Genomic DNA, 26,077 nt, shown 5'->3' on the forward strand with positions numbered 1-26,077 from the left:
CCATGACCACCACCGGACAGGCCTATGATCTGATCGGCGATGTGCATGGCTGCGGCGCGACGCTTGCAGTGCTGCTTGAACGACTGGGGTACCGCCGGGATGACGGGGTTTACCGCCATCCCGAACGCAAGGTCATCTTTCTGGGTGATCTGATCGATCGTGGGCCGCGGGTGCGACTGGCCCTGAGTATTGCCCGCAGCATGGTGGAAGCCGGCGAAGCGCTGATCGTGATGGGCAATCATGAGTACAACGCGCTGACCTACTGCCTGCCGGCACACGATGGCAATACCTGGCTGCGCCCGCACACGCCGCGGACGACCCGGGTCATCCAGGAAACGCTGGACCAGTTTGCCGATACCCCGGCTGAATGGGACGACTATCTGGCCTGGTTCATGACCCTGCCGCTGTGCCTTGAACTTCCCGATCTTCGCGTGGTGCATGCCTGCTGGGATGAGGCCCTTGTGCGCCGTTTTCTGGCTCGGCGCCCCGAGGGGAATATTGATCGCGCCTTTCTTGAGCGTACCGTGCGCCGAGACAGTTTCGAGCATCAGGTCATGGATCGCCTGACCCGGGGAGTGGACGTCATCATGCCGGATGGGATTCAGATCCATTCCGGCGACGGGTTTACCCGGCGAAGCTTTCGAGCCAACTTCTGGGCACAGTCGCCGCAGACCTATGGCGATGTTGTCTTTCAGCCGGACCATCTGCCGGCCGAGCTGGACGATCACCCGCTCAGTGAAGAGGAAAAGGCCCGATTACCGTTTTATGGTCCTGACGAACTCCCGCTGTTTATCGGGCACTACTGGTGTGAGGGCATTCCGGCCTTGCCGGCCCCCAATATTGCCTGCCTGGATTACAGTGCCGTCAAGTATGGTCGGCTGGTGGCTTACCGGTTTGACGGCGAATCCCGGCTGGATGCCAACCGATTCGTGTGGCTCAAGGTACTGTCCGGGCGGGATGCTGAAAAAAAATCCAGAGAATTTTACAGATAGCAGGAACTTTGATTCGCTGCCGCCATCTGAGTAAGTGTTCCCTTGAATGATCCCTTGCTCAAGTCCGGTGGTTTATCCCCCGGGCTTCTTTTTTTGCGCGCTATACTGACCGGCGTCGCTTCTGGACAGGTGGCAATGTTTTTTCATGACAGGGCACAAGGCCATGGCAAAAGTACTTCAATTTCCCACCGACATTGATCTCTCGGTGCTGCGCAAGGCGCTGTGGGATCACCGCATTTCTCACCATTATCGCCGCGACGACAATGAGCAGCTGATCTTTTTGATGGATGACAGTCAGCTCGATCAGGCCGTGACGCTGACCGAGCAGTTTCGCAACAATGACGCGCTGACGCTGTCGCCGGACACTGATCATCCCCGGACCTCTTCTGCAGGCAGCCTGCGCCATGCATTGGCCGCTGCTCCGCTGACCAGCGGCTGTATTGTCCTGTGCGCCCTGGTATACCTGCTGATGAATGTGGTGGGGGTGGAAGTGGTTACCCGGCTTACCATCGTTCCCATGATGCTGACCTCGGTCGGTCTTCAGGCCGGCACACTGGGCCAGGCCCTCACGGCAGGCGAGTTCTGGCGTCTGCTGACGCCGGTTTTTCTGCACTTTGGCTGGATGCACCTGGTCTTCAACATGGTGTGGCTCTGGTACTTCGGCCGCCAGATCGAGCAGCTTCAGGGGCAGTGGCGCTGGCTGCTCATTGTTATTCTGACCGGCATCGGCTCCAATCTGGCGCAGTATGCGATGGGCACGCTGTTGTTCGGTGGCATGTCCGGTGTGATTTACGCGCTGGTCGGGTACGTCTGGCTATGGTCACGGGAAAAGGACAGCGGGTTCAACGTGCCGACAGCGCTGGTGGTCTTCATGGTGGGCTGGATGGTGCTGTGCATGACCCCCCTGTCAGCGGCTGTCGGCTTTCCAAACGTAGCCAATGAAGCACACCTGGCAGGCATGCTGGGTGGCCTGATTCTGGGTAAACTGACACTGCTGCTGCATCGCCGCTGAACTTCAGGAGATCTCATGAGCGATATGACCTTTGAAAAAATGATTGAACAGATGACGCCGGAAATGTACCAGCGCTTCAAGTCAGCCATCGAGCTGGGACGCTGGCCCGATGGCAACCGTCTCTCCAGGGAGCAGGTCGGGCTGTGCATGGAGGCCGTCATGCGTTATGAGCATGTTCGAGATATTCCGGAGAAGGACCGAATCGGCTATATCGAGCGTAATCAGTGTGCCTCGGATAGTGCGCCCGCCGACCAGGATGCTCCGATTAAATGGATGAACTGAACTCACCGCATACCGGTGTGCTGGGCCGGATGCCATCGGTACTTTCAAACGGCACTGCCAGCTATCTGTTGCCGGTAGGCGATGCGCGGCTGCCCATCGATCAGTACCTGGGCGCGCATGTTTCATTATCGCCCACCGGCCGAATCTTCTGTCTGAACTGTGGCCGTAAAACGTCCAGAAGTTTTGCTCAGGGGCATTGCTACCCGTGCTTTACCTCACTGGCCCGGTGTGATCTTTGCATCATGAAGCCGGAAACCTGCCACTTCGAGCAGGGCACCTGTCGTGAACCGGAGTGGGGGCTGACGCATTGCTTTGCGCCGCATCTGGTCTATCTCTCCAACGCGTCCGGTCCCAAGGTAGGAATTACCAAACCCGGCCAGGTGCCGGTGCGCTGGATCGATCAGGGAGCCAGTCAGGCACTGGTCATCTTTCGTGTGGCCACGCGCTATCAGTCCGGACTGGTCGAGGCGCTGCTGCGGGAGCGGGTGAGTGATCGTACCCAATGGCAGAAGATGCTCAAGGGGGCGCCACTGCCAGTGGATCTGCCGGCCCTGCGCGATTCCCTGATGGACGAACTGGGCGAGAACATTGACGCATTGATCAATCGTTTTGCACCCGGCGAGATTCAGCCTGTCAATGAATCGGTGTGGTCACTGGAGTTTCCGGTCAGTACCTGGCCCGAGAAGGTCAAGGCCTGGAATCTGGACCGGCATGACCGGGTGGAAGGCGTGCTTCAGGGCATCAAGGGGCAGTACCTGCTGCTCGATACCGGTGTCATCAATATCCGCAAGTTCGGTGGCTATGAAGTCACGCTCGATATCGAGCCGATCGCCGGCCATGCGGCACCGGCGACGGATGATCTTTTTTCGTGATCAGGCGCGCCGTGCGCTCATTCGCGCCAGAAAGACCTGCATGACCGTATCATAGAGCGTTTTACCTGCCACCACGTCCTCGATGCCGGCATCGAGGTTGGGGTTGTCGTTGACCTCGATGACCACAACCCGTTCACCGGACTGCTTGAGATCCACGCCATACAGGCCCCGCCCGATCAATCGAGCCGCTTTCAGGGCTACCTTCAAGACCTGGGGCGGTGCGTCTTCCGGTGCCAGGGTGTCAAAACCGCCGCTCTTGGTCTTGCCCTTGCTGTGATCATAGATCTGCCAGTGGCCCCGAGCCATGTAATACCGGCTTACGAACAGCACCTTGTCATCAAGAATGCCCACCCGCCAGTCATAGTCTGTGGGCATCCATTCCTGCAGCAGCAACAGGGCTGAATCCTTGAACAGGCCTTCGGCCTGCTCCAGCAATTCAGCAGGTGAGCGCACCTTGCTGATGCCGCGAGAGAATGCTCCATCGGGTATCTTGAGTACCTGCGGATAGCTCAGCGTTTCAGCCAGTGCCGCGAGCCCTGCATCGTGGCGCGACAGAAGGTGGCCCCCCGGGGCTGGTACGTGCCGGTCCCGCAGCATCGCATGCAGATAGACCTTGTTGGTACAGCGCAGAATCGAGGTCGGGTCATCAATCACCACCAGACCTTCATGCTCGGCGCGGCGAGCCATTCGGTAGGTGTGGTGGTCGATGCGCGTGGTTTCGCGGATGAATAAACCGTCGAATTCGGCCAGCCGCCCTTCGTCGTGTCGCGTAATCAGGCTGACATCAATTCCGATTTTTCGACCGGCGCGAATGAATGCCTTCAGCGCCCCCTTGTTGCTCGGAGGCATGGCTTCTTCGGGATCAATCAGAATGGCGAGGTCGAACCGGTAACGGCGTCTGGCGGCCGGCGTGCGCCAGATCTGGCGTGAATGGTTGTTCAGGGCAGAGGCAAACCGCTCTTCCTCTGCCTGTGGCAGGGCGCTGAACGGCAGCGGCTGAAGGCCGGTCAGCTGCCAGCGTCCGTTATGGCGTGACAGGGTCACCTCCATCAGGGGGCAGGGCAGGTGTTCGAACAGGCGCCGTCCCAGAATGGCCAGGGAAGGCACATCGCTGTGGCCGAAGAACAGCCGCAGGACGAGCTCGTCTCCGGGCACGCTGCCCTGACGTTCCAGCACGGCCATCCAGCGTTGCAGGCCATCGAGCTCCAGTGCCAGCAGGTCATGGCGAGACATCTGGCTCAGGGTTTCAACACTGGGTTGAACGCGCTGACCGCGCGCCTGCGCCAGCAGTGAGACGTAATAACCGGTGCCCAGATAATCCAGCTCACTGCACAGATTGATCACGTGGGTGGCCTTCATCGGCGCCGGAATATCCGTGTCCTGGGCGAGATACTCCTCGGCCGTGATCACATCATCACTGGGATAAAACGAGCGCCAGTCGGAGAGCTGGTCAACCACGATGCGAAGCCGGGACATGAATACCTCGAAAACGGCGATGAAAAATCGAAGCATGAGGCTGTACCGAGTCACACGCAACAGGGCGGGCGTGAAATAATTTCATGGCTCGGTCGATGGTCATCCCGACGCATTGCAGTAACACTACCGCTTTTCAAACAAGGATATGTTCATCATGACGGCCTCCGTGCGCCTTGCCACTCCGGATGATCTTGATCGTCTATGGCAGCTCGAAACGACCTGCTTCAGCGACGATGACGATCGGTTTTCCCGCCGGCAGTTGCGCTATCTGCTGACTCGCGCCAAAGCCATTACTTTGGTGTGTGGTGATGAAACGTTATGGGGCTACGCGACGCTGCTGATTCGTCGCGCGAGCGGTTTCGGCCGGATCTATTCCCTGTGTGTGGCACCGGATGCGCGTGGCCAGGGCGGCGGTGAGGCGCTGCTGGAGGCGCTGGAGGCGCAGGCGCAGAGTCTGGGGCTTGATCAGCTTCGCCTTGAAGTGCGGGTCGATAATGACCGCGCTTTGCGACTCTACCAGCGCCGTGGGTACGATCGTACTGCCTGGCTGGATGATTATTACAGCGACGGGTGTGCGGGCTGGAAAATGATCAAGTGGCTTACGCCCACAGCACCAGCACCGCAGCCAGAGACACAAGAACCAGGCCGGTAATGTCACGTCGGGTAAATGGATCCTTGAGCCAGTAACGCGCGATCAGCAGGGTAATCAGTATCTCGACCTGACCCAGGGTCTTGACCAGTGCCACCTGCTGGAGGCTGACGGCATTGAACCAGCCCAGTGACCCCAGAAAGCTGGCCAGACTGATTGGCAGGCTCAGGCCGGGGCGGGTGATCAGGGTGGTCAGAGTAGCCGGACGAGTGGCACCCAGCCACAGCGCCAGTATCAGTGTCTGAAAGAGAATGGACGCGGCCAGTACCCAGCCCGCGGCATGCAGGAAGGGCAAGGCCGGCATCAGATGCGTTGCCTGGCGTACCGAGAGTGTTGTCAGGGCGAAGAAGATGCCACTGCCCAGCCCGATCAGCAGCGTCCGTCCTGTCGGCATGTTCTGCTGCTTGATGCCTTTCATGATCCAGACGGCAATCGCACCGATCACTACGCCGGCCCAGGCCATCAGCGAAAGGTGCTCGCCAAACACGATAACGCCAAGAATGGCGGCGATGAGCGCTTCGCTGCGGGCCAGACCGACACCGGTTGCGAACCCCTTCATGCGAAACAGCGTAATCATCAACACCGTGGCAACGATCTGAGCAACGGCGCCCCCCAGCACGTAACCCGCCAGTGGCAGGGTCAGGACAGGCAGCGGCGCCGGAACAATGGCATACATGGTTGCAAGCCATGCCACTGCCATCGGCCCGGCCCACAGAAAGCGGGCCAGGGTGACACCGTAGGCATCAACGCTGCCGCTCAGGCGTTTCTGAAAGGCATTGCGCCAGGATTGCATGAAGGCAGCCAGCAGGGTAAAGGCAACCCAAAGAGACATCGACCTGTCCTTGTAGTGGTTATAAATTAGCCACTTAGCCTACTGCGATGTTTTGCCCTCCACCAATGAAAAGAAGTGATACCGAGTATTCCTCGCGGTATGATGAGGTGCACATCTCAAACGATAACCATTCCTGTTAAAGTGGCATAGGCACCGCGAATGCAGCCAGACAAGCAGACAACCTCTCGTCAGCAGCACACTGATCCTCGCCGCTGGGGCATGCCCCGGCACTGCTGGGTAGGATTGGCGGTGGTGTGCTTTGTCATCGGTCTGGCAGGCATTGTCTTACCCCTGCTGCCGGCCACGGATTTCTTTTTGCTGGCGGTAATATGTGCATCCCGGGGCTCGGTACGCTTTGAGCGCTGGATTCGCGCCAATGCACTGGCAGGCCCCATGATCAGGGCCTGGGAAGAGGAGCGGGCCATTCCAGGGGCGGCCAAGATCACTGCGGTGATTTCGATGGTGCTGTCGTTGTCCCTGCTTTACTGGCATATCGGCACCCACTGGTCGTTCTGGGTTACCGTGGTAATACTGGTATGCGTTGCCGGCTTTCTGCTGTCACGTCCGTCTCCTCGCCGGGACCGACCTGACTCAGGGGTGTGACAGGCCCATGGCGTATGCCATGACCCGGCGGCGACCAAAGCCGGCGTGGCCTGCCAGCGCAAGCCCTGCGTTGCGGACAAGCTTGAACGGCAGGCCCTGATGGCGGAAGCCGTGGTAGAACGCATCCATCGTACTCATCATCAACTGATTGGCCCACTTGCGCTTCATGGCGTACTCCAGCAGTACATGCTGGCGCCACCACGGGCGGCCCTCGGCGAGGGCGTCATGGATGACCCTGGAGAGCGCCTCAACGTCCTGAAACCCCAGATTGACCCCCTGGCCGGCCAGCGGATTGATGACATGCGCCGCATCACCAATCAGTGCCACCCGGTCCTGTACGTAGCGTTCGGCATGCTGGCGGACCAGTGGAAAGCTGCCGACGCCGCTGATGTGATCAATCGGCGGCAGTTCGTCGGGAAAGGTCTGTTCGATCTCGGTCTGAAGGGCTTCAAACGAGAGGGCCTGCAGGGCATCGATACGAGCCGGTGCGTCGTACCAGATCAGGGATGCCCATGCCTTGTCGGGCTGATCGGCCGGTGCAAACAGGGGCAGCAGTGCGTGTGGGCCACTGGGGGTGAAGGCCTGCCAGGTCATGTCGAGCGTCGGGGCAGCCGTCTGTACGTTGACGATCATGGCCTTGTGCTCATAGGGCCGGGTATCAATGGAGATACCGGCATGCTCTCGAACCGCGGAGCGGGCACCTTCGGCGCCGATCACCAGTCCGGCCTCCAGATCATGGGGCACGCCATCGCAATCCAGTGTCAGCCTGACGCTGTCTTCTCCCAGGGTCAGGCGTTCAAGCCGGGCAGGTGTCAGGCAGGACAGGGTATCGATATCGTCAAAGCAGGACCAGAGCGCGCTCTGGATCACCTGATTTTCCACCATTACACCCAGCCGGTCGGCCTTGATTTCACTGGCATCAAAGATGGTTCGGTTCCAGCGGCTGCGTGCTCCCGGCAGCGTAGTGCCTGCCAGGTCTTCCCAGACCGCCAGACGAGTGAAGGGATGAATGCGGCTGGCGTCCATGGCATCGAAGGCACCGAGACGGTCCAGAAAATCACAATTGGCCTGATTGAGGCTTGAAATGCGCAGATCCGGCGGGGTGCCGGCCTCGGCCGAAGCGGGGGGACGCGGCTCGATCACACATACCGACAGCCCGGTATCGCTCAGGGCCAGTGCCATGGCCGCGCCGGTCATGCCGCCACCGACAATGGCGATATCAACGTAGTTGGAGGTATCCATCCCGCATGTCCTTTCCTGATCAGTCAAGCGCGTATCCTGGCACTTTGGATGGGGTTTTGCATGCAGGCATCCCTCTCGGGCCCTGAAATGAATTGTCGGTGGCTGCTTCATGGCACTGGTCTATGCTGGAGGCGGCTACCTTTTCATCCTCGCACAAGGATACTGCGCATATGGATATGCAAATCACGGGCCGCGTTGCACTGGTTACAGGCGCCACGCAGGGCATTGGCTTTGAAACGGCGCGCATGCTGGCCGAAGAAGGCGTCACGCTGGTGCTGTCGGATCTAAGTATTGATGATCTCAAGCCGGCGGCGGAAAAACTGCCAGGCTCACCCCTGTGTGTGGCCGCCGATGTGACCTCTCAGGAGGCGCTGCATGATCTCGTTGCCAGAACCATCGAGGCACATGGTCAGCTGGATATTGTGGTGCATACCGCGGGGATCACCGGGGCCAAGGGCCATCCTCTGGAGGTGGGCGATGAGGATTACGAAGCATGCTGGAATATCAACTTCATGTCTTCGGTGCGGTTGGCAAGAGCCAGTATTCCTGCCATGCGCAAGGGGCAGTGGGGCCGGTTCATCTGCATCAGTTCGGAAAATGCGATCCAGCCCTACTGGGAGGAGGCCGTCTATAACGTCTCGAAGGCAGCGCTTTCGGCGTTCATCAAGAACCTCTCCTACGATGAGGCCGCCCATGGCGTGCTCTGCAATACGGTATCGCCTGCCTTTGTCGAATCGCCCATGACCGACGGGATGATGGAGAAGCGGGCAGAAGCGCTGGGCGTCAGTGTTGAAGAGGCCATCGACAGCTTTCTTGATGAAGAGCGCCCCGGCATTGTGCAAAAGCGCCGTGGCAAGGCGGAAGAAGTGGCAGCCACCATTGTCTTTCTGGCCTCCAGTCATGGGTCATATATCAATGGCAGCAATGTACGTGTAGATGGTGGCGCGGTGCTGTCGGTACAGAACTAGAGCTGATCGGGATGTGATGTGCTCACTGTGCAGCAGCAGTGGGCACAATCTGCCGGTCAAGCACCTTTCGCAGTACAAAGCTTGTGTGAGACGCCGTAACACCGTCGATGCGGTTGATGGTTCTGAGCAGCAGGGCTTCGTATTCGTCCATGTCGCGTACCAGCAGTTTGAGCTGAAAATCCGCCGACTGGCCGGTAATGATCAAACACTCCAGTACGTTGGGCAATGCAGTGATGGCGGCCTCGAAGTTGGCAAAGCGCTCATCGGTGTGTTCATCCATGGCAATATGCAGGATAACCATTAATCCATACCCCATGCGCCGGGCATCGACCATGGCTCGATACCCCTGAATGAAGCCGGCATCTTCCAGCGCACGCACGCGGCGCAGGCAGGGAGAGGGTGAGAGTCCGATCCGGTCAGCCAGTTCCTGATTGCTTACTCGCCCGTCCCGCTGAAGCTCGTCGAGAATGCGGCGATCGTAACCATCAAGGCTATCAGACAGTGAATGTGTGCTCATGAGCAATTTTATGCCTCGATATGATATGTGTCGGCAATTTACTGCCGGTGGGGCGAAAAATAAACCCTTACTTCGCAATCATTGACGGGCAGGGTCGGCGTAGCATGGGTGTTGTCGCCACAAGTGACACGGGGCCTGCCCCGATCGGCCCGCCAACCCGGCGGTGGCCGATGTAACGGAAAAGGGCTATCCGCCGTTCCAATCACTGCCCATTCACGGCAACATGACGTATGGCCCGGCTGCCTTCTGGCAGGCCGGGCCATGACTTCCACGGCACTTTGAGTAAAAAGGTTTCACCATGACATCGTCAGTTTCTTCCTTTGATCATCGCAAGTATCGCCCGGTAGCGCCGATTGAACTGGCCAATCGCCAGTGGCCTGATCGCCAGATCACCAAGGCGCCGCTATGGGCCAGTGTCGATCTGCGTGACGGCAATCAGGCACTGCTGGAGCCGATGAGCGTTGATCAAAAGAAGGCGCTGTGGGCGCTGCTGGTCAAGGTCGGTTTCAAGGAAATCGAAGTAGGCTTTCCGGCCGCCAGTCAGCCTGACTATGACTTCGTGCGCTGGCTGATCGAGGAAGATCAGATTCCGGAGGATGTCTATATCCAGGTGCTGGTTCAGTGCCGTGAGCATTTGATCGAAAAGACCTATCAGGCCCTTGAAGGGGTCAAGCGGGCGATTGTTCATGTTTATAATTCCACATCAGTGGCGCAGCGTGAGCGCGTCTTTGAAAAGGACCAGGCCGGCATCACCGCCATCGCCGTGCAGGGTGCGACCTGGGTCAAGCAGTATGCCGACCGTTATCCCGAGGTAGACTGGCGCTTTCAGTACTCGCCAGAGAGCTTCACCAGCACCGAGGTCGACTTCTCCATTGCGATCTGCGAAGCCGTCATGGATGTCTGGCAGCCGACCCCGGAGCGCCCCTGCATTCTGAATCTGCCGGCTACCGTGGAAATTGGTCCGGTCAATCATTTTGCGGATCAAATCGAGTACTTTATCCGGCACATGAAGTGGCGTGACTGTGCGCTTGTTTCATTGCATACCCATAACGACCGGGGGGGAGCCGCCGCCGCCGCCGAGCTGGGATTGATGGCCGGTGCCGACCGGGTAGAGGGCACGCTTCTGGGTAATGGTGAACGAACCGGCAACATGGATATCGTGACGCTGGGCATGAACCTCTATAGCCAGGGGGTAGACCCGGAGCTTGATCTGTCACGCCCCGATGAGATTATCCAGGTCTATACCCAGTGCACTCAATTGCCCGTGCATCCACGCCATCCCTGGGTGGGCGAACTGGTGTATACCGCTTTCTCCGGCAGCCACCAGGATGCCATCAGCAAGTGCCTTAAAAAGCAGCAGGCCGATGAACCGTGGCAGGTGGCGTACCTGCCGATCGATCCTCATGATCTGGGGCGTGATTATCAGGCGGTCATTCGCGTCAACAGTCAGTCCGGCAAGGGTGGCATGGCCTTTTTGCTGGAGCGCGATCATGGTATCAGCCTGCCGCGCTGGATGACGCTGGAGCTGGCTCCGGCCGTGCAGCAGGCCAGCGAGAAGGTATCCGGTGAGCTGTCCAGTGACTCGATCCGTGAGGTGCTTGAAAGGACTTTCATTTGCCAGGATCCGATTGCCCTGACCGGCTATCGGGTGGACCGTGAAGATGCCCAGACCCTGAGCGCCCGGTTGAGTGTCACCGAGGCGGGCGAAGCGCGTAGCGTTGCCATCAGCGGCGATGGTAACGGGGCAATGTCGGCATTTTTGAATGCCTGGCAGCAGCACACCGGCATGAGTGTCAATATCGTTGATTACAGTGAGCACGCGTTGGGTGAGGGCAGTGATGCCATTGCGGTGGCCTTTGTGCAGCTTAATATCAATGGCCAGCGGGTGTCGGGGATGGCAGAGGATGGCGATACCGTTACGGCTTCTCTGAAGGCGGTCCTGTCGGCCATCAACCGCGCCTCGGCCAACGGTGTGAAAGTACGCTTTGAGGAACAGGCCACCGCCTGATCAATCATGGCGAAGGTGGTTCAGGGGCTCGCTGCCGGAAGGCAGCGGGCCCCTTTACTGTGTGTGTTGCGCGTCAGATCAATCGGGGAGGGGCTTCAATGTGGGTACAGCGGCTGTGGGTTGTGCTGGCGGCGATCAGTTTTGCGCTGGGCATTGTCGGCGTTGTGTTGCCCATCATGCCCACGGCGCCGTTCATGCTGCTGGCCGTCTATCTGGCTTCAAAGGGGTCCACCCGCTTTGCCGACTGGATCCGTAATAATCGGTTTGCCGGGCCCCCCATTCGTCAATGGGAGCACGAGCGGGCCCTGTCACTGAAGGCAAAGGTGATGGCTGTTGGCGGGATCTCGGTCGGGGCGGTATGGGTGGGCGTGCTGATATCGGCCATATGGCTCAGGGTCGGCATCTGGTGTCTGCTTGCCGGTGTGGCGATATACCTTGCCTCGCGACCGCGACCCTCGCAATAAGTTGTTTTTTGGTTACCGTGCAGCGGCAGGCTAGAATGACTGTACTGTAACCAAGGAGTGCATCATGTCCGACCCCCGCGCGATTTATCTCAAGGACTACCAGGTCCCGACGTATCAGATAGAGCAGACCGAGCTGCGGTTTGATCTTTCCTCCGAGGCTACCCGGGTCAGGGCACGGCTATGTGTGCAGCGCGATGATACTACCTCCGTTTCCGAGCCACTGGTGCTTGATGGTGAAGCGCTGACCCTGATCAGTGTCGCCATTGATGGTCGACCACTGGATGCTGCCGAGTATGACGCGGATGAACACTCATTGACCCTTCATGCAGTGCCCGACCGTTTCTGGCTTGAAACCGAAGTCGAGATTGCTCCTGCGAGCAATACGGCGCTGGAAGGGCTTTATCAGTCCAATGGCATGTTCTGCACGCAGTGCGAGCCGGAAGGCTTTCGTCGCATTACCTTTTATCCCGATCGTCCGGATGTCATGTCACGGTTCACGACGACCGTGATCGGTGACAGGACGACCCTGCCGGTGCTGTTGTCCAATGGCAATCCGATCGACCAGGGCGTGATTGACGATGCGCGTCATTATGTTACCTGGGAAGACCCGCACCCCAAGCCGGCCTATCTCTTTGCGCTGGTGGCCGGAAACCTGGAAAAGCGTGAAGACCACTTCACCACGGCCAGTGGGCGTGACGTGCTGCTGCAGCTTTGGGTGGAAACCCAAAACCTGAACAAGACCGAATTTGCGATGAGCGCGCTCAAGCGCTCGATGCGCTGGGACGAAGAGCGCTTCGGCCGGGAATACGACCTCGACCGATTCATGATCGTGGCGGTTGATGATTTCAACATGGGGGCGATGGAAAACAAGGGGCTGAATATCTTCAACAGCTCCGCAGTACTGGCCAACCCCGAGACCACTGTAGACATGATGTTCCAGCGTATCGAAGGCATTGTGGCCCACGAATACTTTCACAACTGGTCCGGTAACCGGGTCACCTGCCGAGACTGGTTTCAGCTGGCGCTGAAGGAAGGGTTTACGGTCTTTCGTGATCAGCTCTTTTCCTCGGACGTCAATTCGGCACCGGTCAAGCGGATCGAGGATGTTGCCCTGCTTCGTACAGCCCAGTTTGCCGAAGACAGCGGCCCGACGGCTCACCCGGTGCGCCCCGATCATTTCATCGAGATTACCAACTTCTACACCCTGACCGTTTATGAGAAGGGCGCCGAAGTGGTCCGGATGCTGCGAAACCTGCTGGGCTGGGAGCAGTTCCGTCAGGGCTCTGACCTCTATTTTGACCGGTTTGATGGGCAGGCGGTTCGGGTCGAGGATTTTATCGACTGCATGGCGGAAGTCTCCGGTCAGGACCTGACCCGATTCATGCTGTGGTACGCTCAGGCCGGTACGCCGGAAGTGACGGCCACCAGCGCGTATGATGCCGATGCCCGCTGCCTGACGCTTTCTCTTTCACAGCGCACCCCCCCGACCCCCGGCCAGACCGAGAAGGAGCCACTGCAGATTCCCGTGGCCATGGGGCTGGTCGGCGCTGATGGTAAGGACCTGCCGCTGATCATGAACGGCGAGTCCCTGGGAACATCCACGGTACTGGTCATGACCGATGCCGAGCATCGGTTCGTCTTCGAGAACCTCGATGCGGCACCTGTTCCATCGCTGTTGCGCGGTTTTTCGGCGCCGGTCAAGCTGCATCACGCTCTGAGCGATGAGCAGCTGGCCTTCCTGATGCGTCATGACTCTGATGGCTTCAATCGCTGGGATGCGGGACAGCAGCTGGCGCTGAGCGAGCTGGAGCGCCTGATGGCTGCCTGGCATGCGGATGAGCCACTGGTGGTGGGTGACAGGCTGATTGATACCATGCGGGCACTGATTACCGAGCCTGCCGATGACAAGGCCGTTCTGGCTGAAATGCTGCGTCTGCCCTCGGAAGCCTTTATTGCCGAGCAGCAGGCCGAAGTACACATCGATGCCATTCATCACGCGAGGCGCGCTGCCACCAGGGCGCTGGGTGAGGCACTGTATGATGAATTTGCAGCGCTGTATGACCGGGAGCGGAGCGATGCCCCCTATTCACCCCATTTCGAGCAGATTGCCCAGCGTAGCCTCAAGAATGTGGCGCTGGGGTATCTGTGTGCTACGGGGCGGCCGGATGCTCTTGCCCTCGCTCAGGCCCAGTTCGATGACAACGCCAACATGACCGATGTGCGCGCTGCCCTGACGCAGCTGGCTCATGCAGACGATACCGCTCTGGGAGAGCCGGCAGTGCGTGCCTTCGGGGAGCGCTGGGCGCATGATCCGCTGGTCATGGATCAGTGGTTCGCTACGCAGGTGTCTCGTCCCCAGCCGGATGCCCTTGAGCGGGTCCGCTTTCTGATGGGGCACGAGGCCTTTTCCATCAAGAACCCCAACCGGGTTCGTGCGCTGATCGGCACCTTTGTCAATCAGAACCTGGTCAACTTCCATCGCGAGGATGGTCAGGGTTACCGGTTGCTGGCGGATGTGGTTATTGAGCTGAACCAGCTGAATCCGGATATTGCCGCTCGCATGGTGTTGCCTCTGACGCGCTTCAGGCGGCTTGACCCGGTGCGTCGTGACGCCATGCGTGGTGAGCTTGAACGCATTCGTGGCGAATCGTTGTCACGCAGTGTGTTTGAAGTCGTGGAGAAGGCGCTGGCGGACTGATTCCGTGCGCCGGCAATGGCGATGAAAAACGGGCGCCTCGGGCGCCCGTTTTTCATGATAATAAACCCGTGCGGTGACGCGTCGGTCTAATGCATCAGCCAGCTCAGCAGCAGAGCCCCCAGCGCCAGTCGAATGGCGCCACCGATAATGGCGCCACGCAGTAGGGCGCGCAGGGCGCCATAAAGAAACAGCAGGCCGATCACCAGTAATGCCAGACTGAAAAAGGACGGATTGATGCCTAGGGACGTGGTCAATCCCTTGAAAAAGTCATCAATGGCGCCGAAGAAGTTGTGCCATATATAGCCGACAGCCTCGACAACATGCCTCAGGGCAGTGCCCAGAGCGCCGCCAATATCGCCGAAAAAGGAAGTGTCATCCTGCATCGAGTGGGTTCTGCCATTTCAATGAAACGATGCCAAGCATACCTGCCGCTACCCTGGCCTGACCAGTCTACGGGCAGATCATGGTCTGTATCGTCGCTCAGGACACGGCCGATGTACAGCTTTGTAGCCAGGCAATTTCCTGGTCCCAGATGGCCGGATCTATGGTTTCAAGTACCATGGGGATGCCCTTGAAACGGGCGTCCTGCATGATGAAACGAAAGGCCTCTGCGCCGATTTCACCTTCTCCCAGACTGTGGTGACGGTCCTTGCGACTGCCCAGACTGACCTTTGCGTCGTTGAGGTGCATACCCCTCAGGTATTCAAACCCCACCACGTCTGAAAACTCGGCAAAGGTCGCCTCACAGGCCCCGGCTGTACGCAGGTCATAGCCGCCGGCAAAGGCATGACAGGTATCGATGCATACCCCCACGCGGGTCTTGTCGTCGACCTGTTCGATGATGCGGGCCAGATGTTCGAAGCGATACCCCAGATTGCTGCCCTGTCCGGCCGTATTTTCAATGACGGCGGTGACCCCCGTGGTTTGCGAGAGGGCCTCATTGATCGACTCGGCAATGATATCCAGACAGTCTTCTTCACTGATCATCCGCAGATGACTGCCCGGATGAAAATTCAGCAGGGTGAGCCCGAGTTGCTCGCAGCGTTGCAGTTCGTCGAGAAAGGCTGCACGGGACTTCTCCAGCTTGTCCTTTTCCGGATGGCCCAGGTTGATCAGGTAGCTGTCGTGCGGGAGGATCTGCTCCGGCGTGAAGCGATAGCGCTGGCAGGCCGCCCTGAACAGACGAATTGTTTCATCAGTCAGCGGTTTGGCCGTCCATTGCCGCTGGTTCTTGGTAAAAAGTGCAAAGGCATTGGCGCCAATTTCATGAGCCCGGGCAACGGCCTTGTCCACGCCCCCGGCAGCACTGACGTGTGCGCCTACCAGATAATCCGTCATCATGTTCTCCTGCATTGGGCAGTCAGTATACCAGGTCAGGCGGTGACTGCGTGGAGAACCGTGATAGGCTGGATCAATGGTTTGGATCAACAGGGTAGATAACATGTTCAAGCGACTATTCAGAGCCCTCTCGGGAGGGGGCGCATCGTCAACGGGCGTCGAAGGAGCCCGTGCAGAACCCACCGAGTACAAGGGGTTGTGGGTGGTTCCGATTCCACAACCGGCCGGCGGTCAGTTTCGGGTCAGTGGCGAGATACTGCGTGCCCCGGATGACGCCGCTCCGTATCGCTTCGAGCGGTCCGACATGGTGCCGGACCGGGAGGGCTGTATCGAGTTGACTCGCCAGAAGGCGCACAGGCTGATCGATGAGCAGGGCGAGCGACTGTTTACGTCATCACGCTGATATCACAGGTCGACCTTGTCCCTGTATTCGCACAGGTCTTCAATGGTGCAGCTGCCGCAGCGCGGCTTGCGGGCGATGCAGGTATAGCGGCCGTGCAGAATCAGCCAGTGATGTGCATCCTGTTTGAACTCGCGAGGCACGACCTTCATCAACCGGGTTTCGACCTCGTTGACGTTCTTGCCCGGCGCCAGCCCGGTCCGGTTGGATACTCGAAAGATATGCGTATCCACCGCAATTACCGGTACACCAAAGGCGGTATTGAGAATGACATTGGCGGTCTTGCGCCCGACGCCTGGCAATGCTTCAAGCGCCTGTCGGCTATCGGGCACGGTTGAGTCGTGATGGGCGATCAATTGCTCGGCCATGGCCAGCAGGTTTTTGGCCTTGTTGTTGAAAAGCCCCAGGGTGCGAATGTGCTCCTTGATGCCGTCCAGCCCCAGTTCGACCATGGCCTCGGGAGTACGTGCGACCTTGAACAGTCGGGCGGTGGCCTTGTTGACGCCGACATCAGTGGATTGAGCAGACAGGGCAACCGCCACCAGCAGTTCGAATGGCGTCGTCCAGTCAAGTTCCGTGGTCGGCTTCGGGTTCTCGGCACGAAGCCGCTCGAAGATCCGGTATCGCTTGTCAGCGTTCATGACGTGGAGGTCTCCCGTGCATTATCCAGTGCCTGTTGTGCCCGGGCACGGTTGCTCTCTGCCTGTTTCAGCTGTTCCCGTGCCTGCTGGCATTGTTGTGGGGTGCTGCTGTCCAGATTCAAAAGGCGTTTCAGCTGACGCTGCGCCTGCTGGACACGGCTGTCGGCCGCTTTCAGGGCGAAGGTCAACGGTTTGATGGCTGCTGCCGATGACGTTTCCGGCGTGTGCTGCCCTGCACGGGCAATGCGCGCCGATAACTGATCGATGTAAGTCGCGTTACTGGCTTTCTGCGCGTGTATCTGTGCTGATGATGCGTTATCTGCTGCTGCGAGCTTGCGGGACAGCTTTCTGTCCCTGGCCTGTGCCATGGCCAGGGCGGCCTTCAGCTCGGTCACATCGTCTTCCGCCGTGGCCTGATGGGCCGCAGGATCAAACGTTTCCGCCCGGCGTGCCTCAGGGGCCAGCCGTGACAGCTCACGGGCCAGCCGTGCTTCAGGCCCGTTCTTGCGGGCCTTGACGCGAGCAGCCTCGCGGCGGTTTCTGGCTTCATGGCGCGCCCGCGCTCTGGCTGCACGGGTATCCAGAAAGGCATCTTCACGGCCGTTGGCCGCCGCGGCGATGAATGCAGGGTCCGGGATGATATCGATACAGTCGACCGGGCAGGGAGCAACACAGAGGTCACAGCCGGTGCACTCGGTGCTGATCACCGTATGCATCTGTTTGGCTGCGCCCAGAATGGCATCAACGGGACAGGCCTTGATGCACTTCGTACACCCGATACATTCCTCCTCGCGAATCACGGCAATGCGAGGCTGCTCTGGATCGCCCTCCAGCGGTAATTCCGGACGATCAAGCAGTGTCGACAGGCGAGCCACCGTGGTTTGTCCGCCAGGGGGGCACTTGTTGATTGCTTCCCCTTCTATGATGGCTCGGGCATAGGGCCGACAGCCCGGATGGCCACACTTGCCGCACTGGGTCTGGGGAAGCTGCAGGTCTATTTCATCAATCAGCGGTATCGCGGTACTCATGGACGCTCTTCGGGTGGCGTTTGAAAAAACTGGCCCACAGTATACGCGTCATGGGCTCAGGCTTCATTCAGGGGCCTGGTAATTCCGGTTTCCGTCAATACGCGATCACGCCCCCGGGCCTTGGCAGCATAAAGCGCCACATCGGCAGCCTTTACCAGATGTCTTACAGAACGATGACCGGTGAGACCGGAGTTGCTGATTCCAATGCTCAGGGTCAGCCAGGGAGCAGTTGGCGATGTCGGATGCGGTATATAGCGCTGCTTGAGGCGATTTTTAAGGCGTGTACCCAGAATCATGGCCTCATCGGTAGAGGTATGCGGCAGCAGGACGGAAAATTCTTCTCCACCGGTGCGCGCCACCAGATCATTGGGGCGATTAAAGCAGCCTTTCATCAAACGGGCTACGGTGATCAGGCATTGATCCCCCTCGGGGTGACCAAAGTGGTCGTTGTAGAGTTTGAAGTGATCAATATCAATTAAAATGATGCTGACCGGGTAATATTGTGCTGGGTTCATCAGATACGTCTCCAGCATTTCATCAAACTCCCGGCGATTGAACAGTCCGGTAAGTTCATCCGTCCGGGTCTGTTTCAATAACGTACCGCTTCGGGCGCGTTCCTCATTGACAAGCTGTTGAAAATCACGGGCCAGTCCGCCCAGTTCATCACGTCGATCGGTCAGCTCGGGCGGTAGGCACATGTCATCATGAATACGGCGACGCAGGGTGCGTGTTGCTTCATGCAGGGTTCTGGTTGGCCTGAGAACCATGCTTTCCACCAACAGGCTGATAACCACCATGATTGCCAGGAACAGGGTCATCAATGCCGTGGTAATGAAGAAGAAATGACGATGACTGGCGTGAAATTCATCGCGTGGGATGCTGATGTAGATTTCCAGTAACGAGGTGTCCGGCATGGCCTCGATGTAGTGCCTTACGTCCATGACATCGTTGTTTCTGGTGATGATGGTTTCGCCCGGGGGCGGCGCCTGGCCAAGAGGGGGCGCGACGACGGTACTTGTGAACCCGGTCTGCTTCGCAGCATTTTCAAGCCATGGCGTATCGATCAGTTCGATGACGGCCAGCCAGCCACTGCGTGCTGCCTGTCCCCGGTCGGTCGGTACGATCGGACTGGTAGCGACCATGGCCGGCAGGGGCGAGGACAGCAGCCATGTTTCCAGTTTGTCTGGCTGCGTTGACAGGTGGTGCTGAAGTGCCGTGATGAAGGGCGTTGCCCATTGGCAGCCTGTTTCAAGTCCGGGGCAGGAGCCATAGCGGCTGGTGGCAGGGTCAATGCCTGTTACCCAGGCCAGGCGGTTATCGGCATCGAAATAGGCCATCATGAGATGATGCGTGTCCTGCAGCATCTCTTCACTGAAGTTCTCTTCAGGATAGTGGGGCATGTTACCGACAATAAAGTCCACTGACTGATCCCAGCTGGCCCAGTCGCGAGTATCGCCACCCAGTGCATCCAGTCTGGTATTGATGGTACTGATGAGCTGGTCCGTGGCGGCAAGGCCACGCTTTTTTTCCGCTTCCAGCAAGCCGGGCACGACAAGGTACCAGGCAAAGGCAACCTGAAGGACGATGGCCACCAACGCTGTGATGGCCAGGGCTGCCAGTAATCGATGTCTAAGGGAGTGGAGCAATGCCGATAGCCTCATCATATAATGATCAGGTCAACTATCGGCACCGCGTGGCTAAAGTATAATCAGGTGTCAGCTGACGCGCTGGCCGGGTTTGGCTCCGCTGTCAGGGCTCAGCAGATAAATGCCATCGTTGTCACCTGCAGCCAGTACCATGCCTTCGGACAGGCCAAAGCGCATCTTTCGTGGTGCCAGGTTGGCGACCATGACGGTCAGCCGGCCTTCCAGGGCTTCCGGGCTGTACTGGGACTTGATGCCCGAGAATACCGTTTTTTCCGTGCCACCAAGGTCCAGTGTCAGTTTGAGCAGCTTTTTGGCGCCTTCGACACCTTCCGCCTTTTTGATCAGCGCTATGCGCAGGTCAATCTGACTGAACGCATCAAAGTCTATTTCGCTGGAAATCGGATCTTCGTCCAGTGGCGTGGGTCGGCCGGCGGTACCGTCCTTGATTTTCTGTTCCTCGATCAGTACTTCCCTGGAAGCCTCGATCATCTGGTCAATCTTCTCGCGCTCGACGCGGGTCATCAGTGGCGTGAAGTGGTTGATTGCATGGCCTTCAAGCAAGGTGGTGCGGCTGTCCCAGCTCAGGGTATCCAGACCAAGGAATTCACGCGCTCCTTCCGCCAGGGACGGTACGATCGGGGCCAGGTACACCATCAACTGCCGGAAAAGGTTGATGCCGACGGAACAGATATCGAGTACGTCCTGCGCTCTACCTTCTTCCTTTGCCAGCGCCCAGGGAGCCTTGTCGGCAATGTAGGTGTTGGCATCGTCGGCCAGCGCCATGATGCGTCGTACGGCGCGGCTGAACTCGCGTGCCTCGAAATCGGCTGCGATGGCATCGCCTTCATCGACAAACCGCCGTACCAGGTCGGGCTCTGCGATAGTGTCAGACAGGCGGCCACCGGCCTTTTTCACGAAACCGGCGCAGCGGCTGGCAATATTGACCACCTTGCCCACGAGATCGGCATTCACTCTGGCGGCGAAGTCATCAAGGTTCAGGTCCAGGTCATCGACGCCGGAGGTCAGCTTGGCCGCGAAGTAGTAGCGGAGATATTCGGGGTTCAGGTACTCGGCATAGGTCTCGGCCTTGATGAACGTCCCGCGGGATTTGGACATCTTGGCGCCGTTGACGGTGACAAAACCATGGCAGTTGACGGCCGTGGGTGTTCGCATGCCGGCGCCTTCCAGCATCGCCGGCCAGAAAAGAGCGTGGAAATAGACAATGTCCTTGCCGATGAAGTGATAGACCTCGGCGTCGGAATCCTTCTGCCAGTAACTGTCGAAATCGATGCCTTCGCGCTCGCACAGGTTCTGGAAGCTGGCCAGATACCCGATCGGGGCATCAAGCCAGACATAAAAGTACTTGCCGGGCGCGTCGGGGATTTCAAACCCGAAATAGGGCGCATCCCTGGAAATGTCCCACTGATTCAAACCGGACTCGAACCACTCCTGCAGCTTGTTGGCGATCTGGGGCTGGAGGTGATCGGAGCGGGTCCACTCCTGCAGGAACGTGGCGAAGCGGGGCAGATCAAAGAAGTAATGGGTCGAGCTTTTGACGACCGGCGTCGCACCGGAAATGGCTGATACCGGGTCGATCAGCTCGGCGGGCGTATAGGCGGCTCCACAGGCTTCACAGTTATCCCCGTACTGATCATCGGCGTGGCATTTCGGGCAGGTGCCCTTGATGAAACGGTCAGCCAGAAACATTTCCCGTTCGGGATCGAACATCTGTTCGATGTCGCGGGTCTGAATATAGCCGGCGTTGTCCAGCGCCTTGTAAATCCGCTCGCTGTGAGCGCGATTTTCGGCAGAATGGGTAGAATAATAGTTGTCGAAGTTGACGTTGAACCGTGCAAAATCGGCCTGGTGCTCGGCATTGACGCGGTCAATCAGTGCCTGGGGTGTAATGCCTTCCTGTTCGGCGCGCAGCATGATGGCCGTGCCATGGGCATCGTCGGCGCAGACGTAGCGGCAATCGTTGCCGCGACTTTTCTGGAAACGTACCCAGATATCGGTCTGAATGTATTCGAGCAGGTGGCCCAGGTGGATGGAACCATTGGCATAGGGCAGGGCGCTGGTTACCAGAATCTTTCGCGCAGTCATGAGGCCTCGATGACGTCAACAGGATATAGAAGCAGATGCCGTGGGCGTCTGCCACGATGAATGCCCATGATTCTAGCGTGTTGATGCCCGTAGCGTAAGGTGAACGGCCATCAACCCGCATGGGCAGAACAGGAGAGCAGCATGTTTGATGCCATACAGCAGTTTTTTGACCGCATGATGTCCGACGATGATCAGCGGCGTAATCAGATCTCGGTCGAGCTTGCCAGTGCGGCGATTCTTTGTGAGGTCATGCGGGCTGATCAGACCGTAGCGCCGGAGGAAGTAGAGGTGATGAAGGCTGCACTGGTGCGTCAGTTCAACCTTTCAGCCCCGGATGTCAATGAGTTGATGACGCTGGCGCGTCAGGAAACGGATGCCGCGGTGGATCACTATCAGTTCGTGCGGCTGCTCAACGACCAGCTTCCCCAAAAGGACCGATTCCACCTTTTGTGCGCCATGTGGCAGATTGCCTGGGCGGATGGGGAGCTGGCACCGCTTGAAGAGGCCCGTATTCGCAAGCTGGCCGACTTGCTGTTTTTAAGCCACAGCGACTTCATTCGGGCCAAGGTTCAGGTGCAGTCGCAGCGTGACGCCGCTGGATGATAGTGCCGGGCTGTTGCCGTGTGCTTGTCGTCGGTGCCGCGTTATACTCGTCGGCCACGGACGTTGTATCGCGAGCGCGAGCGTTGCACTGAATTGAATGTTGCGGCAGGGAGAAGGGTATGACAGGCACTATTACGCACATTGTGGCAGTGGCTTCCGGCAAGGGAGGCGTTGGCAAGTCTACCGTGACGGCCAATCTGGCTCTGGCGATGGCGGCAAGGGGCAAGCGTGTCGGCGTGCTGGATGCCGATATCTATGGTCCGAGTCAGGCGCAGATGATGGGCATTGCGCCAGGAACACGTCCGAAGATTGTTGATGAGAAGACCATGCTGCCACTTGAGGCGCATGGCATGAAGATCATGTCGATGGCTTTTTTGACGGATATAGAGACCGCCATGGCCTGGCGAGGGCCGATGGTGTCAGGCGCCTTCCAGCAGCTGCTTGACCAGACCCGATGGGGAGAGCTGGATTATCTCTTCATTGACATGCCACCAGGTACCGGTGATATCCAGCTGACACTGGCACAGAAGGTGCCGGTCGCCGGTGCGGTGATCGTCACGACACCGCAGGATATTGCGTTGCTGGACGCCCGTCGTGGTATCGAAATGTTCCGCAAGGTCAAGGTACCGGTCCTTGGCGTGATCGAGAACATGAGTACCCACGTCTGCTCGCAGTGCGGTCATGAAGAGGCCGTATTCGGTGACGGAGGCGGCGAGCGCATCGCGGCGCAGTATGATACCCGCCTGCTGGGTCAGCTTCCGTTGACGATGTCCATACGCGAGCAGGTGGATGGCGGTCGACCAACGGTGGTTGCCGCACCTGACAGTGATATCGCGACTACCTTTGCCAGAATGGCCGGTGAGGTGGATGAGTCACTGGGTGCCCGGGTTGCATCGACGGGCCCTTCGATCAGTTTTGAATAGTTACTGCCTACAATGATTGACACAGGGCCATTTGCAGGTGGTCCTGCCTACCAAGGATAAAGCCAGTTCATGAGTATCAAGTCGGATAAGTGGATTCGCCGCATGGCCGAGCAGGAGGGCATGATCGAGCCGTTCGAGTATGATCAGGTCCGTCAGGAAGAGGGGCGACGGGTCATCTCCTATGGCACTTCCAGCTATGGTTACGACGTGCGCTGTTCGGATGAGTTCAAGGTATTTACCAACATCCACTCGGCAACGGTTGATCCCAAGAATTTTGATGAGAACAGCTTTGTTGATGTGAAGGGGGATGTCTGCGTTATACCGCCCAACTCCTTCGCACTGGCGCGCACCGTGGAGTATTTTCGAATCCCGCGGAGTGTGTTGACCATCTGTCTTGGCAAGTCGACCTATGCGCGCTGCGGCATTATCGTGAATGTCACGCCGCTGGAGCCCGAGTGGGAGGGACATGTGACGCTCGAGTTTTCCAACACCACCACTCTGCCGGCCAAGATCTACGCCAATGAGGGCGTGGCACAGATGCTGTTTCTGGAATCGGATGAGCCCTGTGATGTGTCCTACAAGGACCGGGGTGGCAAGTACATGGGGCAGCGAGGCGTTACGTTGCCGCGTACCTGAGCAGTTTGAGCCTGATATTGAAAAAGCCCGGGAACATCCCGGGCTTTTTCATGTCCTGCTGCTGCATCAGGGAATGACGGTCAGAACCAGCTTGCCGATGGCATGGCCATCGTCAAGTCGCTGATGGGTCTGTGCCAGGTTATCCGGTGTCAGGGGGCCCATGATCTCATTGAGTGTGGTACGAACACTGCCGGCATCCACCAGCCCGGCCAGTCGTGCAAGAATCTGTCCCTGTCGTTCAGGCCGGAAGGCATACATGCTGCGCGTGAACATGAACTCCCAGTGCAGGCTGACGGATTTGGACTGGAGATCCGTAATGTTGGGTGCATCACCGGTTTCCACAATTGCCACGATGCCGCCAAACGGGGCAATCAGATGAGCCATGTTGTTCCAGTGCGCATTCAGGTCATGGCAGCAGAAGATATAATCCACCTGGTCAATGCCATGTGATGTCAGGTCATTGACCAGGTCGTGGTGGTTGACCACGTGATGTGCGCCAAGGCTTTCACACCACTGGCGTGACATGTCCCTTGATGCAGTAGCGATAACCTCGATGCCGGTCAGGGCGCGCGCCAGTTGAATGGCAATCGAACCAACACCGCCAGCGCCATTGATGATCAGCAGGCGTTCACCCTGGTGTGCCTGGCTGCCTTCATCAAGGCGCAGCTTGTCAAACAGGCCCTCCCATGCCGTCAGGGCCGTCAGGGGCAGGGCGGCAGCTTCCTCGGGTTCCAGGCTATCAGGCGCGCCGGCTACCAGCCGATGGTCAATGCACTGATACTCGCTGTTGCAGCCTGGCCGGGTAACATCGCCGGCGTAGTACACCCGATCGCCGTTTTTGAATCCTTGAACGTCAGGGCCCACTGCGCTGACCTGCCCGCAGGCATCCCAGCCCAGAGTGATGGGAGAATCGATCGGCTTGAGGTGGCCTGCACGTACCTTGGTATCGACCGGGTTGACCGAGACCGCTTCAATGCGTACCTGCAACTCGCCAGGTCCCGGGTGGGGCGTTTCCAGTTCTGAGATGCTGAAGCTGTCCGGGGTGGGAAGTTCTGATCCGGTGGTGGTCACTGCTTTCATGAGAGGGTCCTGTACTGGTTTTTCCATGGGCTACAGCATAGATGGGAACATCCATGAATGCATGGCTGCTTCCTGTCTCATGGCGTACAGAAAAAGCTCGGGCCATTGACCGGGGTGCGTGGCGCACGGAAATGGGCGTTGAGCTCAGGCAGTATTTCATGCAGGAAGCGCAGGAAAAGCTCGGTCACCGGTGTCGGGTAACGATCGCGCGGGTAGACGGTGCACCAGGAGCGGCGTAGCGGGAACCCTGAAATATCCGGCGAAGCCAGCAGGCCGGAGGCCAGTTCGAGCGACACGGATAGCCTGGGAAGTACCGCCACCCCCAGATGCGCCATGACGCCCTGTTTGATGGCTTCGTTGGAACCCAGTTCGAGCGTGTGCAGAAGCGAGGTGCGCTCCCGGGTAATGAACTCCTCGAAGGCGGTACGGGTACCGGAGCCAGGTTCACGCATCAGTACAAAATAGCGGGTGAAATCCTCCAGCGTCGGCCGCTCGCTGGTCATCAGAGGGTGGCCCGGCCAGACGATGGGAATCATTTCGTTATCGAGAATCGGCATGAAGGTCAGATTACGGTCATCCGGCACCATGCCCATGATGACAAGGTCGTCACGCCGCTCGGCCAGCCGTTCAAGCGCCTGACCTCGGTTCACGACGCGAAGCCGAATCTGAACCTCGGGGTAGCGGGCGCGAAAGCGAGCCAGAATATGGGGTACGACATACTGGGCCGTACTGACAGCGGCAATATTCAGCTCGCCACGAATCTTGCCTGCCAGTTCGGAAAGTTCCATCTGAAGGCTTGATACTTCGCCGAAGATTGCACTGACGGAGGCTGCCAGCGCATCGGCAGCGGGCAGGATATGCAATGTCTTGCCGGCATACTTGAACAGTGACTGCTCAAGGGCCTGTTCAAGTTGGCGAATCTGAGCACTGACCGCGGGTTGCGTCAGCCCGAGTTGCTCGGCTGCACGCGAGTAGGACTGTTGGCGGTGAACTGCCTGAAATACCTGAAGCTGGCGAAAGGTCAGCCTGTTCAATAAGTTAACGCGGGACATGACGACCCCTGC

At 58.6% G+C, this 26,077-nt stretch carries 26 protein-coding genes; 14 read left to right on the forward strand and 12 right to left on the reverse strand.

What is annotated here, in order from left to right:
• Positions 1 to 2: 2 nt before the first annotated feature.
• The 4 genes from NAT21_RS06505 to NAT21_RS06520 all read left to right on the forward strand — a co-directional run bounded on the left by NAT21_RS06505 (position 3) and on the right by NAT21_RS06520 (position 3,158).
• Positions 3 to 992 carry a metallophosphoesterase gene (locus tag NAT21_RS06505; RefSeq protein ID WP_250936545.1) on the forward strand — a complete coding sequence of 330 codons (990 nt, stop codon included), beginning with the start codon at positions 3 to 5 and terminating at the stop codon, positions 990 to 992.
• 163 nt (positions 993 to 1,155) lie between these two features.
• Complete coding sequence (locus NAT21_RS06510) at positions 1,156 to 2,004, forward strand: rhomboid family intramembrane serine protease (RefSeq protein ID WP_250936546.1); 849 nt, start codon at positions 1,156 to 1,158, stop codon at positions 2,002 to 2,004.
• A gap of 15 nt (positions 2,005 to 2,019) precedes the next feature.
• On the forward strand, positions 2,020 to 2,286 hold the full coding sequence (locus NAT21_RS06515) for a YeaC family protein (protein ID WP_250936547.1): 267 nt from the start codon (positions 2,020 to 2,022) through the stop codon (positions 2,284 to 2,286).
• Positions 2,274 to 3,158 carry a DUF2797 domain-containing protein gene (locus tag NAT21_RS06520; protein ID WP_250936548.1) on the forward strand — a complete coding sequence of 295 codons (885 nt, stop codon included), beginning with the start codon at positions 2,274 to 2,276 and terminating at the stop codon, positions 3,156 to 3,158. The genes NAT21_RS06515 and NAT21_RS06520 overlap by 13 nt, the downstream gene beginning before the upstream one ends.
• Here the strand turns inward: NAT21_RS06520 and NAT21_RS06525 are convergent, their stop codons facing one another.
• The gene (locus NAT21_RS06525; RefSeq protein WP_322974088.1) at positions 3,159 to 4,670 is read right to left on the reverse strand and encodes a RimK family ATP-grasp domain-containing protein; all 1,512 of its coding nucleotides are present in this window, start codon (positions 4,668 to 4,670) and stop codon (positions 3,159 to 3,161) included.
• A 118-nt stretch (positions 4,671 to 4,788) separates the two neighbouring features.
• Here NAT21_RS06525 and NAT21_RS06530 point away from each other — a divergent pair, with 118 nt between their 5' ends.
• Positions 4,789 to 5,286 carry a GNAT family N-acetyltransferase gene (locus NAT21_RS06530; RefSeq protein ID WP_250936549.1) on the forward strand — a complete coding sequence of 166 codons (498 nt, stop codon included), beginning with the start codon at positions 4,789 to 4,791 and terminating at the stop codon, positions 5,284 to 5,286.
• Here the strand turns inward: NAT21_RS06530 and NAT21_RS06535 are convergent.
• Positions 5,234 to 6,115 (reverse strand): DMT family transporter, encoded by an 882-nt coding sequence (locus NAT21_RS06535; protein WP_250936550.1) that lies wholly within the window; start codon positions 6,113 to 6,115, stop codon positions 5,234 to 5,236. The genes NAT21_RS06530 and NAT21_RS06535 overlap by 53 nt on opposite strands.
• A gap of 159 nt (positions 6,116 to 6,274) precedes the next feature.
• Here NAT21_RS06535 and NAT21_RS06540 point away from each other — a divergent pair, with 159 nt between their 5' ends.
• Positions 6,275 to 6,718, forward strand: coding sequence for a YbaN family protein (locus tag NAT21_RS06540; protein ID WP_250936551.1), 444 nt, complete (start codon positions 6,275 to 6,277; stop codon positions 6,716 to 6,718).
• On the opposite strand, the gene NAT21_RS06545 is transcribed toward NAT21_RS06540, so the two are convergent.
• Positions 6,707 to 7,960 carry an FAD-dependent oxidoreductase gene (locus tag NAT21_RS06545; protein WP_250936552.1) on the reverse strand — a complete coding sequence of 418 codons (1,254 nt, stop codon included), beginning with the start codon at positions 7,958 to 7,960 and terminating at the stop codon, positions 6,707 to 6,709. The genes NAT21_RS06540 and NAT21_RS06545 overlap by 12 nt on opposite strands.
• Positions 7,961 to 8,130: 170 nt before the next feature.
• Here NAT21_RS06545 and NAT21_RS06550 point away from each other — a divergent pair, with 170 nt between their 5' ends.
• On the forward strand, positions 8,131 to 8,928 hold the full coding sequence (locus NAT21_RS06550; protein WP_250936553.1) for an SDR family NAD(P)-dependent oxidoreductase: 798 nt from the start codon (positions 8,131 to 8,133) through the stop codon (positions 8,926 to 8,928).
• Between the two features lie 22 nt (positions 8,929 to 8,950).
• Here the strand turns inward: NAT21_RS06550 and NAT21_RS06555 are convergent, their stop codons facing one another.
• Positions 8,951 to 9,445 carry an Lrp/AsnC family transcriptional regulator gene (locus tag NAT21_RS06555; protein WP_250936554.1) on the reverse strand — a complete coding sequence of 165 codons (495 nt, stop codon included), beginning with the start codon at positions 9,443 to 9,445 and terminating at the stop codon, positions 8,951 to 8,953.
• 298 nt (positions 9,446 to 9,743) lie between these two features.
• Between NAT21_RS06555 and leuA the strand changes: the two genes are divergently transcribed.
• The 3 genes from leuA to pepN all read left to right on the forward strand — a co-directional run bounded on the left by leuA (position 9,744) and on the right by pepN (position 14,615).
• Positions 9,744 to 11,453 carry a 2-isopropylmalate synthase gene (gene leuA, locus NAT21_RS06560; protein ID WP_250936555.1) on the forward strand — a complete coding sequence of 570 codons (1,710 nt, stop codon included), beginning with the start codon at positions 9,744 to 9,746 and terminating at the stop codon, positions 11,451 to 11,453.
• Between the two features lie 98 nt (positions 11,454 to 11,551).
• Positions 11,552 to 11,917, forward strand: a complete 366-nt coding sequence (locus NAT21_RS06565; protein WP_250936556.1) for a YbaN family protein — start codon at positions 11,552 to 11,554, stop codon at positions 11,915 to 11,917.
• A 64-nt stretch (positions 11,918 to 11,981) separates the two neighbouring features.
• Positions 11,982 to 14,615 (forward strand): aminopeptidase N, encoded by a 2,634-nt coding sequence (gene pepN / locus NAT21_RS06570; RefSeq protein WP_250936557.1) that lies wholly within the window; start codon positions 11,982 to 11,984, stop codon positions 14,613 to 14,615.
• Positions 14,616 to 14,701: 86 nt separating this feature from the next.
• Here the strand turns inward: pepN and NAT21_RS06575 are convergent, their stop codons facing one another.
• Positions 14,702 to 14,998 (reverse strand): hypothetical protein, encoded by a 297-nt coding sequence (locus tag NAT21_RS06575; RefSeq protein ID WP_250936558.1) that lies wholly within the window; start codon positions 14,996 to 14,998, stop codon positions 14,702 to 14,704.
• 97 nt (positions 14,999 to 15,095) lie between these two features.
• Positions 15,096 to 15,956 carry a deoxyribonuclease IV gene (nfo, locus tag NAT21_RS06580; RefSeq protein ID WP_434084390.1) on the reverse strand — a complete coding sequence of 287 codons (861 nt, stop codon included), beginning with the start codon at positions 15,954 to 15,956 and terminating at the stop codon, positions 15,096 to 15,098.
• A gap of 100 nt (positions 15,957 to 16,056) precedes the next feature.
• On the opposite strand from nfo, the gene NAT21_RS06585 reads away from it, so the two are divergent.
• The gene (locus NAT21_RS06585; RefSeq protein WP_250936559.1) at positions 16,057 to 16,356 is read left to right on the forward strand and encodes an HlyU family transcriptional regulator; all 300 of its coding nucleotides are present in this window, start codon (positions 16,057 to 16,059) and stop codon (positions 16,354 to 16,356) included.
• A gap of 2 nt (positions 16,357 to 16,358) precedes the next feature.
• Here NAT21_RS06585 and nth read toward each other — a convergent pair whose 3' ends face one another.
• Genes nth through metG form a run of 4 tightly spaced genes read right to left on the reverse strand, consistent with a single transcriptional unit; the run spans position 16,359 to position 21,771 of the window.
• Positions 16,359 to 16,994, reverse strand: coding sequence for an endonuclease III (gene nth / locus NAT21_RS06590; protein WP_250936560.1), 636 nt, complete (start codon positions 16,992 to 16,994; stop codon positions 16,359 to 16,361).
• On the reverse strand, positions 16,991 to 18,022 hold the full coding sequence (locus NAT21_RS06595; RefSeq protein WP_250936561.1) for an RnfABCDGE type electron transport complex subunit B: 1,032 nt from the start codon (positions 18,020 to 18,022) through the stop codon (positions 16,991 to 16,993). The genes nth and NAT21_RS06595 overlap by 4 nt, the downstream gene beginning before the upstream one ends.
• 56 nt (positions 18,023 to 18,078) lie before the next feature.
• Positions 18,079 to 19,686, reverse strand: a complete 1,608-nt coding sequence (locus tag NAT21_RS06600) for a diguanylate cyclase domain-containing protein (RefSeq protein WP_250936562.1) — start codon at positions 19,684 to 19,686, stop codon at positions 18,079 to 18,081.
• Positions 19,687 to 19,737: 51 nt separating this feature from the next.
• Positions 19,738 to 21,771, reverse strand: coding sequence for a methionine--tRNA ligase (metG, locus tag NAT21_RS06605; RefSeq protein ID WP_250936563.1), 2,034 nt, complete (start codon positions 21,769 to 21,771; stop codon positions 19,738 to 19,740).
• Positions 21,772 to 21,912: 141 nt separating this feature from the next.
• On the opposite strand from metG, the gene NAT21_RS06610 reads away from it, so the two are divergent.
• The 3 genes from NAT21_RS06610 to dcd all read left to right on the forward strand — a co-directional run bounded on the left by NAT21_RS06610 (position 21,913) and on the right by dcd (position 23,933).
• Positions 21,913 to 22,374, forward strand: a complete 462-nt coding sequence (locus NAT21_RS06610; protein WP_250936564.1) for a tellurite resistance TerB family protein — start codon at positions 21,913 to 21,915, stop codon at positions 22,372 to 22,374.
• A 119-nt stretch (positions 22,375 to 22,493) separates the two neighbouring features.
• Positions 22,494 to 23,297, forward strand: coding sequence for an iron-sulfur cluster carrier protein ApbC (gene apbC, locus NAT21_RS06615; protein WP_250936565.1), 804 nt, complete (start codon positions 22,494 to 22,496; stop codon positions 23,295 to 23,297).
• 69 nt (positions 23,298 to 23,366) lie between these two features.
• Positions 23,367 to 23,933, forward strand: coding sequence for a dCTP deaminase (dcd, locus tag NAT21_RS06620; RefSeq protein ID WP_250936566.1), 567 nt, complete (start codon positions 23,367 to 23,369; stop codon positions 23,931 to 23,933).
• A 66-nt stretch (positions 23,934 to 23,999) separates the two neighbouring features.
• Here dcd and NAT21_RS06625 read toward each other — a convergent pair whose 3' ends face one another.
• Together NAT21_RS06625 and NAT21_RS06630 are read right to left on the reverse strand one after the other, a co-directional pair.
• Entirely contained in the window at positions 24,000 to 25,013 is a 1,014-nt protein-coding gene (locus tag NAT21_RS06625; RefSeq protein ID WP_250936567.1) for a zinc-binding alcohol dehydrogenase family protein, read from the reverse strand.
• 77 nt (positions 25,014 to 25,090) lie between these two features.
• Complete coding sequence (locus tag NAT21_RS06630) at positions 25,091 to 26,065, reverse strand: LysR family transcriptional regulator (RefSeq protein ID WP_250936568.1); 975 nt, start codon at positions 26,063 to 26,065, stop codon at positions 25,091 to 25,093.
• Positions 26,066 to 26,077 lie beyond the last annotated feature (12 nt).

The organism is Larsenimonas rhizosphaerae (genome assembly GCF_023700005.1).
GTDB lineage: Bacteria > Pseudomonadota > Gammaproteobacteria > Pseudomonadales > Halomonadaceae > Larsenimonas > Larsenimonas rhizosphaerae.

Bases quoted from the DNA above. Each gene is read 5' to 3' on its own strand.
- NAT21_RS06505 (WP_250936545.1), top strand. From the start codon at position 3: ATGACCACCACCGGACAGGCCTATGATCTGATCGGCGATGTGCATGGC.
- NAT21_RS06510 (WP_250936546.1), top strand. From the start codon at position 1,156: ATGGCAAAAGTACTTCAATTTCCCACCGACATTGATCTCTCGGTGCTG.
- NAT21_RS06515 (WP_250936547.1), top strand. From the start codon at position 2,020: ATGAGCGATATGACCTTTGAAAAAATGATTGAACAGATGACGCCGGAA.
- NAT21_RS06520 (WP_250936548.1), top strand. From the start codon at position 2,274: ATGGATGAACTGAACTCACCGCATACCGGTGTGCTGGGCCGGATGCCA.
- NAT21_RS06525 (WP_322974088.1), bottom strand. From the start codon at position 4,670: ATGCTTCGATTTTTCATCGCCGTTTTCGAGGTATTCATGTCCCGGCTT.
- NAT21_RS06530 (WP_250936549.1), top strand. From the start codon at position 4,789: ATGACGGCCTCCGTGCGCCTTGCCACTCCGGATGATCTTGATCGTCTA.
- NAT21_RS06535 (WP_250936550.1), bottom strand. From the start codon at position 6,115: ATGTCTCTTTGGGTTGCCTTTACCCTGCTGGCTGCCTTCATGCAATCC.
- NAT21_RS06540 (WP_250936551.1), top strand. From the start codon at position 6,275: ATGCAGCCAGACAAGCAGACAACCTCTCGTCAGCAGCACACTGATCCT.
- NAT21_RS06545 (WP_250936552.1), bottom strand. From the start codon at position 7,960: ATGGATACCTCCAACTACGTTGATATCGCCATTGTCGGTGGCGGCATG.
- NAT21_RS06550 (WP_250936553.1), top strand. From the start codon at position 8,131: ATGGATATGCAAATCACGGGCCGCGTTGCACTGGTTACAGGCGCCACG.
- NAT21_RS06555 (WP_250936554.1), bottom strand. From the start codon at position 9,445: ATGAGCACACATTCACTGTCTGATAGCCTTGATGGTTACGATCGCCGC.
- leuA (WP_250936555.1), top strand. From the start codon at position 9,744: ATGACATCGTCAGTTTCTTCCTTTGATCATCGCAAGTATCGCCCGGTA.
- NAT21_RS06565 (WP_250936556.1), top strand. From the start codon at position 11,552: ATGTGGGTACAGCGGCTGTGGGTTGTGCTGGCGGCGATCAGTTTTGCG.
- pepN (WP_250936557.1), top strand. From the start codon at position 11,982: ATGTCCGACCCCCGCGCGATTTATCTCAAGGACTACCAGGTCCCGACG.
- NAT21_RS06575 (WP_250936558.1), bottom strand. From the start codon at position 14,998: ATGCAGGATGACACTTCCTTTTTCGGCGATATTGGCGGCGCTCTGGGC.
- nfo (WP_434084390.1), bottom strand. From the start codon at position 15,956: ATGATGACGGATTATCTGGTAGGCGCACACGTCAGTGCTGCCGGGGGC.
- NAT21_RS06585 (WP_250936559.1), top strand. From the start codon at position 16,057: ATGTTCAAGCGACTATTCAGAGCCCTCTCGGGAGGGGGCGCATCGTCA.
- nth (WP_250936560.1), bottom strand. From the start codon at position 16,994: ATGAACGCTGACAAGCGATACCGGATCTTCGAGCGGCTTCGTGCCGAG.
- NAT21_RS06595 (WP_250936561.1), bottom strand. From the start codon at position 18,022: ATGAGTACCGCGATACCGCTGATTGATGAAATAGACCTGCAGCTTCCC.
- NAT21_RS06600 (WP_250936562.1), bottom strand. From the start codon at position 19,686: ATGATGAGGCTATCGGCATTGCTCCACTCCCTTAGACATCGATTACTG.
- metG (WP_250936563.1), bottom strand. From the start codon at position 21,771: ATGACTGCGCGAAAGATTCTGGTAACCAGCGCCCTGCCCTATGCCAAT.
- NAT21_RS06610 (WP_250936564.1), top strand. From the start codon at position 21,913: ATGTTTGATGCCATACAGCAGTTTTTTGACCGCATGATGTCCGACGAT.
- apbC (WP_250936565.1), top strand. From the start codon at position 22,494: ATGACAGGCACTATTACGCACATTGTGGCAGTGGCTTCCGGCAAGGGA.
- dcd (WP_250936566.1), top strand. From the start codon at position 23,367: ATGAGTATCAAGTCGGATAAGTGGATTCGCCGCATGGCCGAGCAGGAG.
- NAT21_RS06625 (WP_250936567.1), bottom strand. From the start codon at position 25,013: ATGAAAGCAGTGACCACCACCGGATCAGAACTTCCCACCCCGGACAGC.
- NAT21_RS06630 (WP_250936568.1), bottom strand. From the start codon at position 26,065: ATGTCCCGCGTTAACTTATTGAACAGGCTGACCTTTCGCCAGCTTCAG.